General features: G+C 63.4%; 16 protein-coding genes. 3 read left to right on the forward strand and 13 right to left on the reverse strand.

Features of this window, described 5'->3' with window-relative positions:
- Positions 1-2: 2 nt before the first annotated feature.
- The 9 genes from HAV21_RS15715 to HAV21_RS15755 all read right to left on the reverse strand — a co-directional run bounded on the left by HAV21_RS15715 (position 3) and on the right by HAV21_RS15755 (position 10,018).
- Positions 3-2,183: a transglycosylase domain-containing protein gene (locus HAV21_RS15715; protein WP_166842394.1), complete on the reverse strand. Its 2,181-nt coding sequence runs from the start codon at positions 2,181-2,183 to the stop codon at positions 3-5.
- Between the two features lie 108 nt (positions 2,184-2,291).
- Entirely contained in the window at positions 2,292-2,792 is a 501-nt protein-coding gene (locus HAV21_RS15720) for an ATP-binding protein (protein WP_165450172.1), read from the reverse strand.
- 195 nt (positions 2,793-2,987) lie between these two features.
- Positions 2,988-3,953 (reverse strand): family 43 glycosylhydrolase, encoded by a 966-nt coding sequence (locus tag HAV21_RS15725; protein WP_202979307.1) that lies wholly within the window; start codon positions 3,951-3,953, stop codon positions 2,988-2,990.
- Between the two features lie 109 nt (positions 3,954-4,062).
- The gene (locus HAV21_RS15730) at positions 4,063-5,646 is read right to left on the reverse strand and encodes a carbohydrate-binding domain-containing protein (RefSeq protein ID WP_166842395.1); all 1,584 of its coding nucleotides are present in this window, start codon (positions 5,644-5,646) and stop codon (positions 4,063-4,065) included.
- 44 nt (positions 5,647-5,690) lie between these two features.
- Entirely contained in the window at positions 5,691-6,479 is a 789-nt protein-coding gene (locus tag HAV21_RS15735) for a polyphosphate polymerase domain-containing protein (RefSeq protein WP_166842396.1), read from the reverse strand.
- On the reverse strand, positions 6,476-7,204 hold the full coding sequence (locus HAV21_RS15740) for a DUF4956 domain-containing protein (protein WP_166842397.1): 729 nt from the start codon (positions 7,202-7,204) through the stop codon (positions 6,476-6,478). The genes HAV21_RS15735 and HAV21_RS15740 overlap by 4 nt, the downstream gene beginning before the upstream one ends.
- The gene (locus HAV21_RS15745; protein WP_166842398.1) at positions 7,201-8,385 is read right to left on the reverse strand and encodes a bifunctional glycosyltransferase family 2/GtrA family protein; all 1,185 of its coding nucleotides are present in this window, start codon (positions 8,383-8,385) and stop codon (positions 7,201-7,203) included. Before HAV21_RS15745 ends, HAV21_RS15740 begins: the two co-directional genes overlap by 4 nt.
- A complete protein-coding gene (locus HAV21_RS15750) occupies positions 8,382-9,368 on the reverse strand; it encodes a phosphodiester glycosidase family protein (RefSeq protein ID WP_166842399.1) in 987 nt (328 codons plus the stop codon). The genes HAV21_RS15745 and HAV21_RS15750 overlap by 4 nt, the downstream gene beginning before the upstream one ends.
- 65 nt (positions 9,369-9,433) lie before the next feature.
- Entirely contained in the window at positions 9,434-10,018 is a 585-nt protein-coding gene (locus HAV21_RS15755; protein ID WP_166842400.1) for a DinB family protein, read from the reverse strand.
- Positions 10,019-10,187: 169 nt separating this feature from the next.
- Here HAV21_RS15755 and HAV21_RS15760 point away from each other — a divergent pair, with 169 nt between their 5' ends.
- Positions 10,188-10,502 carry an MmcQ/YjbR family DNA-binding protein gene (locus HAV21_RS15760; protein WP_142937988.1) on the forward strand — a complete coding sequence of 105 codons (315 nt, stop codon included), beginning with the start codon at positions 10,188-10,190 and terminating at the stop codon, positions 10,500-10,502.
- Between the two features lie 87 nt (positions 10,503-10,589).
- Complete coding sequence (locus tag HAV21_RS15765) at positions 10,590-10,898, forward strand: hypothetical protein (protein ID WP_166842401.1); 309 nt, start codon at positions 10,590-10,592, stop codon at positions 10,896-10,898.
- 72 nt (positions 10,899-10,970) lie between these two features.
- Here HAV21_RS15765 and HAV21_RS15770 read toward each other — a convergent pair whose 3' ends face one another.
- Genes HAV21_RS15770 through HAV21_RS15785 form a run of 4 tightly spaced genes read right to left on the reverse strand, consistent with a single transcriptional unit; the run spans position 10,971 to position 16,093 of the window.
- Positions 10,971-11,783: a bifunctional allantoicase/(S)-ureidoglycine aminohydrolase gene (locus HAV21_RS15770; protein WP_166842402.1), complete on the reverse strand. Its 813-nt coding sequence runs from the start codon at positions 11,781-11,783 to the stop codon at positions 10,971-10,973.
- 14 nt (positions 11,784-11,797) lie between these two features.
- Positions 11,798-13,060, reverse strand: coding sequence for an aldolase (locus HAV21_RS15775; protein ID WP_166842403.1), 1,263 nt, complete (start codon positions 13,058-13,060; stop codon positions 11,798-11,800).
- Positions 13,060-14,658, reverse strand: a complete 1,599-nt coding sequence (aceB, locus tag HAV21_RS15780) for a malate synthase A (RefSeq protein WP_166842404.1) — start codon at positions 14,656-14,658, stop codon at positions 13,060-13,062. Before aceB ends, HAV21_RS15775 begins: the two co-directional genes overlap by 1 nt.
- 34 nt (positions 14,659-14,692) lie before the next feature.
- The gene (locus HAV21_RS15785) at positions 14,693-16,093 is read right to left on the reverse strand and encodes an NAD-dependent malic enzyme (RefSeq protein ID WP_142937992.1); all 1,401 of its coding nucleotides are present in this window, start codon (positions 16,091-16,093) and stop codon (positions 14,693-14,695) included.
- 220 nt (positions 16,094-16,313) lie between these two features.
- Between HAV21_RS15785 and HAV21_RS15790 the strand changes: the two genes are divergently transcribed.
- Complete coding sequence (locus HAV21_RS15790; RefSeq protein WP_166842405.1) at positions 16,314-17,069, forward strand: IclR family transcriptional regulator; 756 nt, start codon at positions 16,314-16,316, stop codon at positions 17,067-17,069.
- The last annotated feature ends 25 nt before the right edge of the window (positions 17,070-17,094 follow it).

The raw sequence follows: 17,094 nt of genomic DNA on the forward strand, positions 1-17,094 counted from the left end.
GGTCAGCGGCGCGTGGGCTGCGGTGTCGACGGGGTGGGCGCTGGGGGAGGGGCCGGTGCCGGGAAAGGCCCGCTCGGGTATAGGGACGTGGCTGTCATCATGTAGTTGGCCCACTGTGGGCCGGCGATCATGTAGCCATCCAAGGACTTGTAGAACTTGCCGTTGATGGTGACGTTTTGCCCGGCTCGCTGCTGGCCCGCCGTCGTGTCCCCGAAGAACGACGCCGTTGCAAGAGTTGTGGTGTAGCCGGCCACCCAGGTGGCGCCGTTGTTATTGGACGTGCCTGTTTTTGCCGCCACCGGAGCCTGACTCTGAACTTTGGGTTCGATATAAACGCCCGAGCCCATCTTGAGAACATCCTGCAGGACGGCGTTGACGCCCCGCGCCACGGCTGGCTTCACTGCCTCCCTGCACTCAGGGGTCTGGGCTTGGAACTGGCGTCCTTGGGCATCGCTGATCTCGGTGATGGCAATGGGCTTGCAGTAGGTGCCGTCGTTGGCGAAGGTGGCGTAGGCGCTCGCCAGGACCACAGGGGCCACTCCAATGGAGCCAAGGAGATTGCCGATCTGGTGCATGTTGACCGGTGCGTTGTCCAAGCCGCTGTGCAGGCCCACGGTGTCCACCATTTTTTGGATCCCGCAGAAATCCAATTGGGCTGCGGTGGCGAAAGTGGCCGTGTTGATGGAGTTGTAAAGGCCGTAGTTGATGGGCATTGGCCGGTAGTAGCCGGCGTCGTTGTTTTGCAGGTCGTCATCGGCGCCAAGGTTCTGGGCTTTCTGCGCGGTGCTGTAACCCCCAAGGACCCTGCCGCAGCTTGAGCGCCACGGGAAACCGACTGGATAGACCCGGCGGGAAGCGTCAACAACTGCAGTGGGATTCTTGCCTTCATTGAGCCATTCGGCGTAAATGAACGGTTTCATGGTGGAACCGGGCTGGAAGCCGCCTGCGCCATTGAGGTCGTAGCCGTTCTCGTCTTTGGCATCGACGTTGAAGTTCAGTTGGGTATCGTATTTTCCTTCCTGGGGAACGAACACCGTGTTTTGGGCCATCGCAAGGATCTTGCCTGTGCCCGGCTGGACGGTGCTCATCGCGGCGCCCCATTTATCCGGGTTGTCGCCGGCGGAGGCGTCAACTTGCTCCTGCGCGGCGTTCTGGAGCCGGCTGTCCAAGGTGGTGGTGATGGTCAATCCGCCACGGTAGAGGAAGCGTTCACGTTCCTCCACGGTGTCACCGTAGGCCTCGTCGTTAAGGATGAGGTGGGAGACGTAGTCACAGAAGTAGGTGGCAAACGAGGTACCCGCGCAACCTTGCAGGGACGGGGTGACGTCGAGCTCAAGGGGAGAGGCTACAGCGACGCCGTGATCCACAGCCGTGATCTTGCCCTGTGCCAGCATCCGGTCCAGCACCAGGTTGCGCCGGTTGAGTGCAGCCTGAGGATCCACAATGGGGTCGTAAATGCTGGGGCCATTGACCAGACCAGCCAGGAGGGCTGCTTGCGGCAGGGTCAGGTCCATCGCGGAGGTGCTGAAGAAATAGCGGGATGCAGCTTCGATGCCGTAGGCGTTCCGGTTGAAGAACACTATGTTCAGGTATCCCTCCAGAATCTGATCCTTGCTGAACCGCTTTTCCAGCTCAAGTGCGAGCTTCACTTCGCGCAGTTTGTCACCCACGGTCTTCTGCCCGCTGAGCACCACATCCTCCGGACGCCCCTCGGATAAGCGGGACTCGTTGAGCACATTGGTGACGTACTGCTGCGTCAAGGTGGAGGCGCCTTGCCGGGTGCCCTGTGTCAGGTTGGAACTCAGCGCCCGCATGATGCCTTGGGCGTCCACGCCCGCGTGCTCGTAGAAGCGGTTGTCCTCAATGGCGATGATCGCTTCGCGGATGAACGGGGACATCTCCTCCAGCGGGACCTTTACCCGGTTCTCCGCATAGAAGGTGGCAATGAGCTGCCCGTCCGCGGAGACCACGGTGCTGGAAAGCGAAGGTGAATCAACGTTCAGCTCGCTCGGCAAACTTTGATAGAACCCGAGGGAACCGCCCACGGTGGTGCTGGTGAAAGCAACCACGGGTGCCAGGAATCCTGTGATCAGAACTCCGCAGAGGGTGCTCACGAAGAAGAACCCGAAGACCCTCAAAAGGACCTTGCCAAGACCTATCTTTGGACCCTTGTTCCGCGCCATTTTCGTGCCAATCCGTAGGGATAACCCCGCTGAAAAGTAGCTATAGAATACGTCCGGCAAAGCTGCGCGGCTACGGGTTGGGCGCCCGAATATGGTCCCAAATAGGACTCAATCCAGCGGCAGAGTGACCCTCACACTGGTGCCCCGCCCAACCGCGGAGTCGATGTCTACTGTCCCGCCGGCGTCGTGTACTGCTATGGACATCAGAAGCAATCCGAATCCGTGCCTGCGGCCGCTGGGCGCGGCGTGGATTTCGAAACCGCAGCCGTCGTCCGTGATGGTGAGCTGGATGCCGTGGTAGACGGCGTTGAGTCGGACCGTGAGCTCGCTGGCATTGGCGTAATTGAGGGTGTTGCTGAAGGTCTCCTGAGCCACGTGATACAGGAGGGCGGCGGCTGAGGAGGAGATCTCGATGCCGTGGTGCGGGGTGTGCCAATGGACGGTGACGCCCTCGCGCCGAAGCGGTGCAGCAAGCCGGTCGATGCATCCGGCGACACCCAGCGCATAGAAATCCACGGGGTGCTGGTCCTGGATGATGCCTTTGATGGCTATCACCTCGGTGAGTGCTGATGCCTGTTCCATTGCTTCCCCCACATCGTTGTGTTTCATATCTGGAATTCGTTGCCGAAACCCCTTGGTATTGGTGCTTCGTGCTTCCAGCGTGGCGCTGCTATATCAAGGAAGCTTTTCGATTGGCTCAAGTTCGCATCAAGTTTGCGGGTGCGGTTTATTAAGGGCGGATTGCTCGTGCGGGAGCGCCCGACGGCGGCACGTCGCTTACCGTCGTCGAGCCCTGTTGCGAAGCTACGCGCTCTCGGGCTGCTTCAGTACCAGCAGGCTGTCCGCGTTCCGATCGCACTGCAGCACGCCCTCATGGACGGTGAGTTCGGCAACGAGCACCGATGACCGCCGGCTCTCGACAGTCGGGTGGCTCGCACCGGCGCGGCTGGGGTGCGTGAAGTAGAAGATCCATCCGCGGCCATGGTTGACAACCACGTCTGCGTGGAGACCCGGCCCCACATCATCGGTCCGTGCGAAGGTGTCGCCGATGGCTGCGTCCAGGATGACCCCTTGTTTCTCCCATGAATCGAGATCGTCAGAGCGGTACACTTCCTGGCCGGACCACGTGTCCACGATCATCCAGTACCAGCCGCCCAGGCGGAAAACGTTGGCCCCTTCGTGGCCCGAGGGTGTGGTCAGTACGTGGCCCCGGACCTTCCAATCGAAGAGGTTGTCGCTGTCCGCCGCCCAGGTTTCCGAGCCTTGCACCTCGTCCTTAAACCACATGCGGAATCCGCCGCCGGGGTGTGGGTGCACGCAGGCGTCGATGACCCGGTTGGAGCTCAGCGGAACTAATCCGTGGTGGGTCCATGCCAGAAGGTCCGGGCTGGTGTAGTGGTGGATTTCCATGGAATGCGGATTGCCGTGGGCGGGGATGCCGCGGATGTAGCTGACGTACATGTGGAAAGTGCCCGCGTGCTCGAAGACTTCGGGTGCCCAGAAAGTGTTGTGGCCCCATTCGAAGTCAAGGCCCTCAAGGGTTCCGCGGTAGTCCCAGTGTGTGCCGTCCGTGGATGATGCAACTCCGAGCTTGGAACCGTAGAGCCAGCTGAGTCCGTCCTCGAACGGGACCGTGGTGCGGCGGTTGGTGTAGATCATCCACCAGGCCTGCTCGCGCGGGTTGTAGATGACGGTGGGATCTGCGGCACCGTCCTCGATGGGGTCCCTGAAGAGTGGTGACTTCACCGGGGATTGGGTTTGGTTGCTCACGTAGTTCCTTGCTGATGGGCTGTGTTAGCGCTAACAAATTAAACCTAAGCAACACTCTGAAACACGTCAATGGGGGACTGGTCCGAAATCCAGTCCCCCATTGTCTGACTTACCAGCGGCCGCCGCCACCACCGGGACCTTGGGCCTGCGTGTACTGGCCCGCGGTCGCGGTGCCTTGTTCTTCTGCGCCGCCGATGGAGCCTGTGGTGACGCCGGCTTCCGTGTCAGCACTGCCTCCCGTGTACACCGTGTACGTCGCACCGTCGGTGATCGCGGCGGAGGAGAACACCAGGGATGCGATGGTTTTGGTGGTCACGAATGTCGCCACCACCGCTCCCGTGGCGTCGACGATGTGCACAGGCGTGCCGGAAGACACCGAAGAGTCGAAGGTCAACTGCACACCGGACTGCGTGGAAGAGGTACCCGGGGTCACCGCCATTCCGGCACTGCCTGCCGCTGCTACGGTGCCGCCGGTCACGGTCAGTTCACCGTTCACATCCAAGGCCCCGTTGCCGTCGTTGGTGGGGCCGTTGACCACCACGGTCCCGCCGGAAATGCTGGCGTTGCCGTTGGAGTCCAGGCCGTCACCTTCTGAGTTGATGGTGAGGTTTCCGCCGGAGACGTCCACGGTGTAGTCGCCAACGGTCTCCCCGCCGCCCATACCGCCACCCATTGGACCTCCGCCGCCTGCCGTGCCCGCATCGGTACTGGTCGAAGAGCCACCCGAGGCGTTCACGCCGTCGTCGTTCGCTGTGACGGTGACGTCGCCGCCGGAGACCACAATGTGCTGCGCTTCCAGTCCTTCCTCCGACTCGGCCACGGTGACTGTTCCGCCGGAAACGGTGAGGGTGTTGAACGCCTTCACGCCGTCGTCGCCCGCGTTGACTGTCAACGAGCCGCCGCTGACCAACAGCCACCCCCGCCCCTCGTCGGTGTCGTTGTCTGCCTTCACGCCGTCACCGCCTGCGGTCACCTGGTACGCGCCGTCCAGCAGCACTGTGTAGTCCTTGCCGCGAATGCCGTCGTCCACGGCGTCCACGGTGACCTTGCCGGCAGCCATCACCAGGCCGTCCTTGGAAACGATGCCGTCGTTGGATTTCCCGTTGACGGTGAGGGCACCGGTCCCGGCGATGGTCAGGTCCGCCATGGAGTAGAGGGCTGCGTTGGGGGAGTCCTCGCCCTGGTCGGCGTAGGTGGTGGCATCCGTTAACGTGTTGGTGCTGCCCTCGTCCAAGTACACGATCGCTTCGTCGGCGCTCTGCACTACAAACGGCGAGCCGGTGGAGTTGCCCAGTTCCACGCCGTCCAGAATGATGCGAACCGTATCCTCCTCACCGGCTGCAACCACGATCTGCCCGTCGCTCAGCGAGCCGCTGAGGCGGTACGTTCCCGCGGCGCTGATGGTGACGGTGTTGCCGTCTACAGCCACGCCGGTGGAGGACGACGACGTCACTTTACTGCCGCCGTCGGACAGGCTGATTGCCACTTCCGTTGCGGCGTCCCACGTGAGGTCGTCGCTGTCGTAGTGGGTGTCTTCTTCAATGGTCCCGGCCGTTACGGCCTGCTGGGTGGTGCTGGTTGACGTGCCGGTGGTGCCGGTGGACGTTGAGCTGGTGGCGGCCGTGGAGCAGCCGGCCAAGGAAATGGCCAGGGCGACGGCGGCAACGGAAAGGGAAGTGCGGAAGGAGCGCATAGTGGATTCCTAAGTCTGTGGAGGGAAAGTCTGTGGAGGGAATGTCAGTGGAGGGGGCGCAGGGGCATCCTGCGTCGAAGGGTTTGATTCCAGCGGTTGGCCGGAAGCTCGGGGTGGAGTGCGGCCATGCCGGTGGCGAACTTGGAGATGCGGCAAGGCCGGACGCCGTGTGCCCACAGGTGCTTGTCCAAAGGGCCGGGCGCTGAGCCGGACTTCGTCTCCACCACCACCGCGTTGTCCAACACCCAGGGATGGCCGTCTGGGCTTTGCCACGTGACGTCGGAGTCGATGGTCGCGCGGCTTCCGGACTCGGGGAGGAAGAGTGTGGTGCGGTCGTAGCGGGTGGAAAGCACCGGCTCCAGCGGTCCGATGCTCATGTCACCGATGGCCGCGGCCAGCGTCTCATTCACGTAGGCCAGGCCCTCTTCCGTGAGCCGGTCGCGGTCGCCCATCTCATAGGGGATGCGCTCCTTGACGGTGGCCTCGCGAGCGCCTTCGGTCTTCACTTCCAGGAAGCTGACCGCGCTGTCCAGGTAGGTGCGGGTACGGATCTTGAACCGCCTTCGCCTGCCGTGTGCGGCGAGCATGTAGCTGTCCAACTCGGCGGTGTCGAAGTACACGGAGTCGTAAGCGAACGTGCGGTTCCCGTCCATGTCCAAGACCCGGGCCTCGGAGCTGAAGGTGCTCAGGACCTTGCGTGCCGTTGCCGAAGGAACCAGATACTTTCGGTCCACCCGGGTCAGCAGGGCGGCTTCGGTAGTGAGCTCTTCAAGCCCGACGGCGGGAAGCTGGCTCAGTTGCGGGATGATCGGTTCGGCGTCGATGCGGCTCATGCGACACCGGCCGAGGTGGGTACGGATTGCTGGGTGTGCTGGGGTGCTGGCTGAGCGGAGTGAGCCGGCTGAACCGGCTGCGCGGACTGGGCCGGGAGTTCCTCCGGAGCCGGGGTCAACGCACCGGCTGGTTGGTTGAAGCCAAGCTGGGCGTGCCGCGGCTGGGATAGGTCCTCATGGAGGGGCCGCACCGCGTATCGTACGTCCACGATCGTTTTGTCGTTCACCAGGTCCAGTTCCTGAATGGTGGCCGAGTGGACAGTGCCGTGGAGGACTTCTTCCAGCCGGGCGTAGAGCTCGGGTTCGTTGTTGATGGCCCGGTCCAGCACCACCACCTGGTGGCGGTAGGCCGGGAGGACCCGGGGGTTGTCGCCGACGAACATCACCAGCAGGACCAACGCCATGAGGGACAGCGTCAGCCAGAGAGGTTCGACGCCGATGCCTGCGATCAAGCCCAGCGCCAACGCCGAGAAGTAGTAGGCCACCTCGTGCTGGGCCAGTTCCGTGGACCGGAGCCGAATGATGGAGAGAACACCAAACAAACCCAGCCCCAAGCCAACGCCTGCGGCCGAACCGGACAATGCCGTGGCGACTGCCAGGACGCCGACGTTCATGCCCAGGTAAGAAACAACCAGGTCGCGGCGCCTGTGCCGGCGGAGGTAGAGGGCAAGCGTCAAAATGGTGATGGCGGCCAGGTCTGCCGCGATGAGGATGATGGTGTTCATCGGTTACTCCGGAATCTCTTGGGGGATTGATCTCCACTTTTCCCGGCCATGCTGTGCTGAAACTGTGCCGGGACCAAGGCTGGGATATGTGTTTCGACCACGGTCGGTTCCAATGGTTTGGGCCCTGTTGTTTGGGCGGCGTGAACCGTTGACGCGGCATGTCCCTTGCGCGCAAACAGGAAGCGCTGTTGTACTGCATAGCTGACTCCCAGCAGCGTCATCTCGGTGGCAAGCTTAGCCAGCACGTCTGGAACGGCGAGGGAGGTGAGGGTCCACATAGCGGCGTAGTTTGCGGACAGGAGGACCACAACCAGCGCAACGTATCCTGTGGCGGCGGCGCGGAACGAGGTGTCCCTGCCGTGCTCAAAGACCATCCGGCGGTTGATGAGGAAATTCACCGTGGCACTGACCAGACGGGCTCCCACCACCGCCAGAAGCAGCGAGTCCGTGAGCGCGCTGAAGATCAGGAACATCACCAGGTCCACCACGAATGCGGACAGCGAGGACCCCAGGAACTTCAGCAGCGGGGCGTAGATCCTGATGGAGTCGGCGATGGGCCGGAAATGCGAGCCCGAATTGTGGTCCAGGTAGACGGTTGCGATCTCCACTGTGACGATGCCGTAGCCGGCTTGCTTCGACTCGAGCAGCAGGTTCAGCTCGTACTCGTAGCGTTCGCCGCGCACGGTCAGCAACCACGGGAGCATGTCAGCCCGGTACCCGCGGAGGCCGGTTTGCGTGTCCGTGATCCCTTGGCCGGTGGCGAGCCTGAACAGACCCCGGGTCACTGTATTGCCGAATCGGCTCCGGGCCGGGACGTTACCTGTGAAGTTCCGGCAACCCAGGACCATTGCAGCCGTGACGTGACGGACGCGGTCGGCAACGGCAAGAATGTCGGCCACTCCGTGTTGTCCGTCGCTGTCAGCACAGACCACGTCTTGGCCCGGGAAGTGCTCGGCGATGAAGGCGAAACCGCTCTTCAGGGCGTGGCCCTTGCCGCTGTTCACGGCGTAACTGAGCACATGGCACCCAAGCCGCGCGGCGTCGTCGAACGTTTCTTTATGGGCAGGCCCGGAACCGTCATCCACCACCACGATGGTGAGCCACGGATCGGCCTCCTGAAGGTTACGGACAAGGGCAGGGAGGTGGTGGTCCGGCTCGTACGCCGGTATCAGGATGATCATGACTGGGCGATGTAGAGGATGTCCGAGGTGCCGCGCTCTTTGTTTTCGCCGAGCGGGTTGTTCACCAGGGAGCCGTTGAAGTACATGGTGGAGGAGCCGCCGCCGTCCATGTTGTACGCGGTGGTGGCGCCCAGGTCCTTCATGATCTGGGCCAGGCCGGACATGGTGACGCCGGAGCTGTAGCCGGGGCTGCGGCCATCCACCACCACGAACACCAGGTGGTTCTCATCGATGACACCTACAGCGGTGCGCGGCTGTTCGCCCTGGATGGAGTGGTTGCCGAAGTTCGTATCAACCTCCACGTCCTCGATGCCGGACGCGATCTGACCGTTGTCCAGCAGCGACGGCCCGAACGAGAGCGTGTTCCACACGCCGTCCGCGATGAGCTGATCAGCGGTAGTTGTGGTCTCGTCGTAAACCTTGACCGTGCCGTCCTTGTAGAACGCCAAGCCCTGCCGCGCGCCCTCGTCCCGGTACACCACGCCGTTACGGATCACGATGCCGGTGTCCCGGAAGCCGTAATAGTCGCCGTTGATCGCGAAAATGGCGTTATGGTCCTCGGCGATCGCGGATGTAGTTTCGGTGATGTTCTCGCCGTACGTGTCCTCGGCAAACGCCGACTTCAGCGTGGTGGCATCATCAAGCACGACGTCGGCAACGTAGTACGTCACGGTGTCGTCACCGGTGCCTGTGGTCACCGTGGAGATGGTGACCCCCGTGTCCCCGGAGGCGTAGGACGTATCGGTGACCACGGCGCTCGCCGACGTTTCTGCGGAAGCCTCATCCGCCGTCGTTGTTGTTGTGGTGCCGGCCTGGCTCGCCTCGTATTCGGAGACGTTGGTGATCTCAGCGTGTGGGACCACAAACCGGTCCAGGGCCCAGGCGGCGGCACCCCCGGCAGAGAGAGTGACCGCCAGAACGGCGGAGATCACGGCGCGCCGTGTCCGGCCGCCCTTACGGTGTTCAGTCTGCGGAGAAGTCATGCCTCATTTCTACGGAGCGAGGCTACGCCGGAGGTTTGCCCAACATATGCGGGGGCTGTGAAGGTTTAGATCTTGTTGCCCGCCTCCAGGGCTGCCTGTTCAATGCGTGCACGGTGGGCTGCCCATTCTTCCGTGGTCCGGCTGGGGATGTTCGGATCCCCAGGCCCCTGCCCCATGGAGCCGTCAATTAGTTCGCGGATGATGTCCGCGTGCCCAGCGTGCCGGGCTGTCTCAACACACATGTGAACCAGAATCTGGTGCAGCGTCACGTTCTTCTTCTCCTCCGACCACCATGGCACCGCACCCGGCGCATCCAAGGGGAGGGATCTGATGGTTTCATCGCTGTGTTTGGCGGAGAAATAATGGAGATCCAGGATTTCCTCGCGGCTCTCCGTTGCCGGAACCCACATGTCCGAATCCGGTTCGGCATCATCGGCCAACCAGGGCAGGTCGCGCCCGCTTGGCCGGCCGAAAGTCTCCCCGAAATACCCCAACTCCACACTGGCTACGTACTTCACGAGCCCCAGCAGATTGGTCCCCGTGGGGGTCATGGGTCTCCGGGCATCGTATTCACTGAGGCCGTCCAATTTCCCCAGCAGGTCCGCCCTGCGGAGTCGCAAATAAGTGAGCAGCGTGGCTTTGTCATCCATGGGTGCACTCTACCCAAGGCCCACACCAGCCCCACCCGCCCCCGCGCGACTTCGCCGGAGCAGTGCGACTTCGCCGGAGAGGTCCGGCGGTCTCGCACACCTCCAGCGGTCAAGCACGTTTCCGGCGAAGTCGCTTGCGGCAGCATGAACGCCAATGCCACAGTGAACCATGGCCACAGAAGAGGATGTCAGGAGAATCTGCCTGGACATGCCGGGCGTCAGCGAACGACTGAGCTGGGGGCAGCCGGCATGGTTTGCCAAGTCCCTCATGGCACGGATCTGGGAAGAGGGGGTTGTCACGGTCAAGACTGATGAACGCGAGGCGCTCGCAGCCATGGAACCGGATACCTTCTTCTGGACCCCGCATCACGAGCAATCCCCGAAGCTCCTGCTGGTCCGGCTCGAACGAATCGAGACGGACGAGCTCGACGAACTGCTCCAGGAGTCTTACAGAATCGCCGGCGCCCCCGCCAAACCCAACTAGGTCGCAGCAGAGCGCGTTTAGAGGACTCAAAACGCGCTTAACTGCGACTCAGTTGGGTAGGTGGGGACGCATACTAGACTCGGGCACATGGGGGACAACAACACACTTGGGGAACACAACACACCGCGGCCTGCACGCAGAGTCTCTGCCGTCGTCGTGCCTTTGCTGGGCTTGATAGCCGTGATCGTGGGGGTGGTGGTGGCGTGGAACAACCAGAGCACGGACTTCGGCTGGTTCGCCTATGCGCCGCTGAGCGAGACAGTGTTCATCGGGAACGGCGCGGCCATGGTCAGCCAAGGGACGCAGCTCGGGCTCGCCGTGACAGTCCTGGGCCAGTTGGTCCTCGCGTTCTGGGCCGGGCTCGCTGTGGGCCGCCGCCGTCACCAGAATCGCTGAGTTCGCCGGAGAAACGCGAAATCGCCGGATAGCTCCAGCGAACTGGCAGCTTTCCGGCGATCTCGGCGCACATCAGGTGAGCTTCACCTGGCGGTTCATGTCCTTGTACAGCAGGTAACGGAACTCGCCCGGACCACCGGCGTAGCAAGCCTGCGGGCAGAACGCGCGCAGCCACATGAAGTCGCCGGCCTCCACCTCAACCCAGTCGTTGTTGAGCAAGTACATGGCCTTGCCCTCCAGGACGTACAGGCCGTGCTCCATGACGTGCGTCTCCGGGAAGGGGATCACACCGCCGGGCTGGAACGTGACGATGTTGACCTGCATGTCGTGGGCGAGGTCGCTGGAGTCCGTGAAGCGCGTGGTCTTCCATACGTCGTTGGTGTCCGGCATGGAGGTGGGCTCCACGTCCTTCTCATTGGTGACGAAGGACTTGGCCTCGAAGCCTTCAAGCCGCTCGTAGGCCTTGCGGATCCAGTGGAAGGACACGATGTCGTCGGACACGTTTTCCAGGCCCCACTCTGCTCCGGCTGCGAGGTAGGCGTAGCCGCCCTCTTCAAGGTGGTGCAGCTCGCCGTCGAGGGTGAGGTTGACCTGGCCCTTGGTCACGAAGATGACGCCTTCAACGCCGGACTCGAACTCGGCCTTCGGTGCGCCGCCACCCGGGGCGATCTCCACGATCAGCTGAGAGAACGTGGTGGCAAAGCCGGAGATTGGCCGCGCGATGATCCATGAACGCGTGTTGGAGAAGCCCGGCAGGTTGCTGGTGACGATGTCCGTCATGACGCCCTTGGGGATCACCGTGTACGCCTCGGTGACGATTGCCCGTTCCGTGGTCAGGTGGGTTTGCGGCGGCAGGCCGCCTTGTGGGTAGTAGTAGTTGCCCATGCGAGATGCTCCTGTCAGTGGGAAGTCGGTTGTGCGAGCCGCGGGTGCGCCAGCGCGGTCAGCTGTGAAAGTTCGACGCCGGCAAGCGCCTTGACCTCGTCGGTCCCCACTGCGCCACACTGGACGCCGCGGAGGACGAAGCCGGCCAACGCGCGGGCCGTGGCGGGCTCGTCCATGACGCCGCCTTCTGTGCGCTCCACGTAGTTGCGGAGGCGCAGGGCCGCGGTGGGCAAGCCTTCGCGGTAGAAAGCGTACGACGCCGAGAAGCGGCTGGGCAGCTGCGCGGCGTGGAGGTCCCAGCCCTGGTAGTAGCCGTTTTCCAGTGAGCGGCGGACCAAGCGGCCATGCAGCTTCCAGGCGTCTTCAACAGCGTCACCCACGGGGATGATGTTGGTGGAACCGTCGGACAGGCGGATGCCCGTGCCGGCGACAGCGAGCTGCATGACCTGCTTGGCGAAGTCGGCCACTGGGTGCTCCATGGACTGGTATTCCGCGGAAATTCCGAGCGAAGCGCTGTAGTCGTAGGTCCCGTAGTGCAGGGCGCTGATGCGGCCCGGAACCACGTGGGGGAGCTGCGCCACGGGAGAGTTCCCGTCTGCGCCGATGATGAGCTGCGGCGTTTCCACCTGCACCTCAAAACGGAGCCGGCCAGCGGGGAGTCCCAGGACTTCCTCAAGGCGGGACACTGCGAAGTCCATGGCCTGCACCTGGGCCACGGTGGTGACCTTGGGCAAGGTAAGGATCAGCCCTGCGGGGAGCTCCCCGGCGGCAGCCAACGTGGAGACGAAGAGGTCCAGCGTGCGCAGGCCACGGGCCCGAGTGGGGGCTTCGAAGCATTTGAAGCGGATGCCGATGAACGGCGGAGCTGTTCCGGCCGCAACTGCAGCGGCAACAGCCTGGGCGGCAGCAACGGCGTCGGCGTCTTCTGCCTCGTCGCCGCGGTCACCGTAGCCGTCTTCGAAGTCCAAACGCAGGTCCTCGATCGGTTCGGCAGAAAGCTTCGCAGCTACACGCTCCGCAACGGCGGCAGCCAAGTCAGGCTCCTGCCCCAACAACTGACCGAGCTTTTCCAGGCCACCGTGGGCTTCCGCCGTCGCGAGCGCCTGCTTGCCCCAGTCCGCCACGAAGGTGGGCGTGAAGCGATCGGCCGGGATGTAGACGGTGTGGATGGGCTGGCGCGAGCCGTCGTCGCCGGGGTAGTTGCGGTCCAGCAACTGGTCGGTCGCTTCAAGCTGCGACTCGATGTGGGCCAGGTCTGCGGGCGTCAAGGAACTCATCAGCCCACCAACTCATACGCGGGCGTGGTGAGGAAGTCCGTGTAATCGTCGGACAAGCAGATGTCCTCGACCAGCTTGGACGCAGGCTCGTAGTACTTTGCGAAGTTTTCGTCGCCGAATTCAATGCGCAGGCGTTCGGTTTCCTCGCCCAGGATCCTGGTCACCAGTTCGCGGGTAACAGTGTTGCCCGTGTCCGCCAGGATGGACTTGTTCCGCAGCTGCTGCCAGACCTGCGAGCGGGAGATCTCCGCCGTCGCTGCGTCTTCCATCAGGTTGTGGATGGCAACTGCGCCGCTGCCGGAAATCCACACGCCGGTGTAGGCGACGGCGACGTAGAGGTTCAGGCGCAGGCCTGCCTCGGTGACGGTGCCGCCGGCGGAGGCGACGTCGATCAGCTGCTCAGCGGTGACGTTCACCTCGGGGCGCTGCTTGTCCAGCTGGTTGGGCCGGTCGCCCAGCACGGAGTCGAAGACTTCACGACAGGTGGGGACCAGGTCCGGGTGGGCTACCCAGGAGCCGTCGAAGCCGTCGTTTGCTTCGCGGGTCTTGTCGGCGCGGACCTTGTCGAAGGCTGCGGCGGTGACGTCCGGCTGCTTGCGGTTGGGGATGACGGCGGCCATGCCACCCATGGCGAAGGCGCCGCGCTTGTGGCAGGTCTTGACCAGGAGTTCGGTGTAGGCGCGCATGAACGGCGCTGTCATGGCAACGGTGGCGCGGTCCGGGAGCACGAACTCTTCGCCGGCATCACGGAAGTACTTGATGATGCTGAAGAGGTAGTCCCAACGGCCGGCGTTGAGGCCGCTTGCGTGGTCACGCAGTTCGTAGAGGATCTCGTCCATTTCGAACGCTGCCGGAATGGTTTCGATCAGCACGGTGGCGCGGACGCTGCCCTGGGGAACGCCGAGGTAATCCTGGGCGAACACAAAGACGTCGTTCCAGAGGCGTGCCTCCAGATGGCTCTCCATCTTGGGCAGGTAGTAGTACGGGCCGTGACCGTTTTCCAGCAACTGCTTGGCGATGTGGAAGAAGTGCAGGCCGAAGTCCACCAGCGCGCCCACGGCGGGGGAGCCGTCCAGCAGTATGTGGCTTTCCTCCATGTGCCAGCCGCGGGGGCGGGCCACCACAACTGCCAGGGGAGCGTCCGTGCGGAGGCGGTATTCCTTGCCCTCGGGGGAGGTGAAGCTCAAAGTGCCCCGGGCAGCGTCGCGGAGGTTGAGGATGGCGTCGATGACGTTCGGCCACGTGGGCGTGCTGGCGTCTTCGAGGTCAGCCAGCCACACCTTGGCGCCGGAGTTCAGCGCGTTGATGGCCATCTTGGCCGGGGTGGCCGGTCCCGTCATCTCAACGCGGCGGTCCTGCAAAGCTGCCGGTGCCTCAGCGACCTTCCAGTCGCCGTCGCGGATGTCCTGGGTTTCCGGAAGGAAATCAAGGCGGGAGGTGTCCGCAACCTGCTGGCGCGTGGCCTTGCGGGCCTGCAGAAGGTCATTGCGGGTGCCGGCAAAGCGGGTGTGCAGTTCTTCGATGAAGGCCAGTGCCTCCGGGGTGAGGATCTCCTCGGCGCGATCGATCGGCCGGGGATCAGTGACTGTAATAGCCATGTGAGCGGATTCCTTTTTCTAGGGTGCGCTGGTGCTACAGCGCGCTGGCGGCGTTTGCGTGCGCGGCGGCTGCCACCGCAGCAGCAACATCGGCAGCAACATGGGGATCGAAGACGCTGGGGATAATGTAACTCGCGTTGAGCTCATCGTCAGCCACCCGGTTGGCAATTGCTTCGGCGGCGGCCACCAGCATGTTCGGGGTGATGTCCGAGGCCCCTGCGTCCAGCAGCCCGCGGAAGAAGCCGGGGAAGGCCAGCACGTTGTTGATCTGGTTGGGGAAGTCGCTGCGGCCGGTAGCAACCACGGCTGCGTGCTTGGACGCTACAACGGGGTCAATTTCCGGGGTCGGGTTGGCCATGGCGAACACAATTGCGTCCTCGGCCATGGAGGCAACCTGCTCTTCGCCGATCACGTGCGGGGCGCTGACGCCGATGAACACGTCCGCACCCTTGAGGGCGTCATGCAGGCTTCCGGAGAAGCCTTCTTCGTTGGTGTTCGCGGCGATCCAGCTGCGGTGCTCGTCGCCGTATTCTTCGCCGGAGTGGATGGCGCCGGAGCGGCCGGCGGCGATGATGTGCTGCGCGCCCTGGGCCTTGAGGAGCTGGATGATGGCCGAGCCGGCAGCGCCGACGCCCGACACCACGATCTTCACCTCGGAGAGCTTCTTGTCCACAACGCGGAGTGCATTGACCAGGGCAGCGAGGGTGACAATCGCGGTGCCGTGCTGGTCATCGTGGAACACCGGGATGTCCAGTTCTTCGCGGAGGCGGTTCTCGATCTCAAAGCAGCGCGGTGCGGCGATGTCTTCGAGGTTGATGCCACCGTAGACCGGGGCCATGGCCTTGGCGATCATGATGATTTCCTCGGTGTCCTGGGTGTCCAGGCAGACCGGCCAGGCGTCAACGTTGGCGAACTGCTTGAACAGTGCGGCCTTGCCTTCCATCACGGGAAGGGCTGCGGCGGGGCCGATGTTGCCCAGGCCCAGGACGGCCGAACCGTCCGTGAGGACGGCGATGGTGTTGCGCTTGACCGTCAGGTTGCGGGCGGCAGCCGGGTCTTCTGCGATCGCCATGCAAACGCGGGCGACGCCGGGAGTGTAGGCACGCGAGAGGTCGTCGCGGTTGCGCAGGGCTACTTTGGGGACGACCTCGAGCTTGCCGCCGAGGTGCATGAGGAAGGTGCGGTCCGAAACGTGCTGGACCGTGACGCCGTCGAGGGCGTTCAAAGCGTCCTTCACGCGGGCTGCGTGGTCGTCATCGGTGGTGTTGCACGTGACGTCAACAACGATCTTCTCGTGGTGGGATTCCGTGACGTCCAGCGCGGTGATTGCTGCACCGGCGGCGCCGACTGCTGCGGCAAGTTCGCTGGTTGCGGTGAAGCTCGACGGTGCGGCGACGCGCAGGGTGATCGAGTTTCCGGGGCTCGGATTCGCCATTGAAATTCCTCCTGTTAGGCCCGTTCCCGGGCCGCCGTTCCAACTAAATGTTTTCGTATTATGGATATTATTATCTACAAAGTGGAAACACAATCCCCTGCTTGGTCATGTTCGGTGTCATCGCGCAGCTTGCACGCGTGCTGTATGTTGGGTGTTCTAAGCAATTCTTTTCACGATGCGGATAAGAGTTGTCGGAATCTAAGTCATTGGAGACAAGGGAATGGCTGAAAAAGCCTCCGGAGGCGTGCAGTCCGTTGAGCGCGTCTTTGAACTGCTGGAACTGATCACGGACGCGGGCGGAGACGTCACGTTGAGCGAACTCTCGTCGTCCACTGACCTGCCCCTGCCCACCATCCATCGCTTGCTCCGCACGCTGGTCTCGTTGGGCTACATCCGTCAGCTCCCCAACCGCCGCTACGCCCTGGGGCCGCGCCTCATCCGCCTCGGCGAAGGTGCCAGCAAGCAGCTCGGCGCCGTGGCCCGTCCGCAGCTGAAGATCCTGGTGGAACGCCTCGGTGAGACCTCCAACATGGCCGTCCTGGACTCGGACATGGTCATTTACGTGGCCCAGGTCCCGTCCATGCACTCCATGCGCATGTTCACCGAGGTTGGTCGGCGCGCCCACACGCACGACACCGGCGTGGGCAAAGCAATTCTCGCCCAGCTGGATGACGAAGTGGTCCGTGGCATCGTGGCCCGCACCGGCATGCCCACTCCCACGGCCAAGAGCATCGGTGACATCGACTCCCTGCTTGCGGACCTGGCACTGATCCGTGAGCGTGGGTACTCCATCGACGAGGAAGAGCAGGAACTGGGCGTCCGGTGCTTCGCCATGGCCGTTCCCAACGCACCCACGCCGACGGCGATCTCCGTCTCGGGCCCGATCACACGCGTTGACCAGAGCTTCGCGGACCGCGCCGTGCCCATGCTGCGCGAGGCTGCCCTGGCGATCTCCGCGGAGCTCAACCAAAACTAACCCCCGCCTCCCGCGCGCGGAATGG

The organism is Paenarthrobacter sp. MSM-2-10-13 (assembly GCF_011605365.1).
Taxonomy (GTDB): Bacteria; Actinomycetota; Actinomycetes; order Actinomycetales; family Micrococcaceae; genus Arthrobacter.

What these genes read in the sequence shown, in the direction of transcription:
- HAV21_RS15750 (WP_166842399.1), bottom strand. Translation starts at nt 9,368, where the DNA reads ATGACTTCTCCGCAGACTGAACACCGTAAGGGCGGCCGGACACGGCGC.
- HAV21_RS15790 (WP_166842405.1), top strand. Translation starts at nt 16,314, where the DNA reads ATGGCTGAAAAAGCCTCCGGAGGCGTGCAGTCCGTTGAGCGCGTCTTT.
- aceB (WP_166842404.1), bottom strand. Translation starts at nt 14,658, where the DNA reads ATGGCTATTACAGTCACTGATCCCCGGCCGATCGATCGCGCCGAGGAG.
- HAV21_RS15720 (WP_165450172.1), bottom strand. Translation starts at nt 2,792, where the DNA reads ATGAAACACAACGATGTGGGGGAAGCAATGGAACAGGCATCAGCACTC.
- HAV21_RS15740 (WP_166842397.1), bottom strand. Translation starts at nt 7,204, where the DNA reads ATGAACACCATCATCCTCATCGCGGCAGACCTGGCCGCCATCACCATT.
- HAV21_RS15735 (WP_166842396.1), bottom strand. Translation starts at nt 6,479, where the DNA reads ATGAGCCGCATCGACGCCGAACCGATCATCCCGCAACTGAGCCAGCTT.
- HAV21_RS15785 (WP_142937992.1), bottom strand. Translation starts at nt 16,093, where the DNA reads ATGGCGAATCCGAGCCCCGGAAACTCGATCACCCTGCGCGTCGCCGCA.
- HAV21_RS15765 (WP_166842401.1), top strand. Translation starts at nt 10,590, where the DNA reads ATGGGGGACAACAACACACTTGGGGAACACAACACACCGCGGCCTGCA.
- HAV21_RS15730 (WP_166842395.1), bottom strand. Translation starts at nt 5,646, where the DNA reads ATGCGCTCCTTCCGCACTTCCCTTTCCGTTGCCGCCGTCGCCCTGGCC.
- HAV21_RS15715 (WP_166842394.1), bottom strand. Translation starts at nt 2,183, where the DNA reads ATGGCGCGGAACAAGGGTCCAAAGATAGGTCTTGGCAAGGTCCTTTTG.
- HAV21_RS15770 (WP_166842402.1), bottom strand. Translation starts at nt 11,783, where the DNA reads ATGGGCAACTACTACTACCCACAAGGCGGCCTGCCGCCGCAAACCCAC.
- HAV21_RS15760 (WP_142937988.1), top strand. Translation starts at nt 10,188, where the DNA reads ATGGCCACAGAAGAGGATGTCAGGAGAATCTGCCTGGACATGCCGGGC.
- HAV21_RS15775 (WP_166842403.1), bottom strand. Translation starts at nt 13,060, where the DNA reads ATGAGTTCCTTGACGCCCGCAGACCTGGCCCACATCGAGTCGCAGCTT.
- HAV21_RS15745 (WP_166842398.1), bottom strand. Translation starts at nt 8,385, where the DNA reads ATGATCATCCTGATACCGGCGTACGAGCCGGACCACCACCTCCCTGCC.
- HAV21_RS15755 (WP_166842400.1), bottom strand. Translation starts at nt 10,018, where the DNA reads ATGGATGACAAAGCCACGCTGCTCACTTATTTGCGACTCCGCAGGGCG.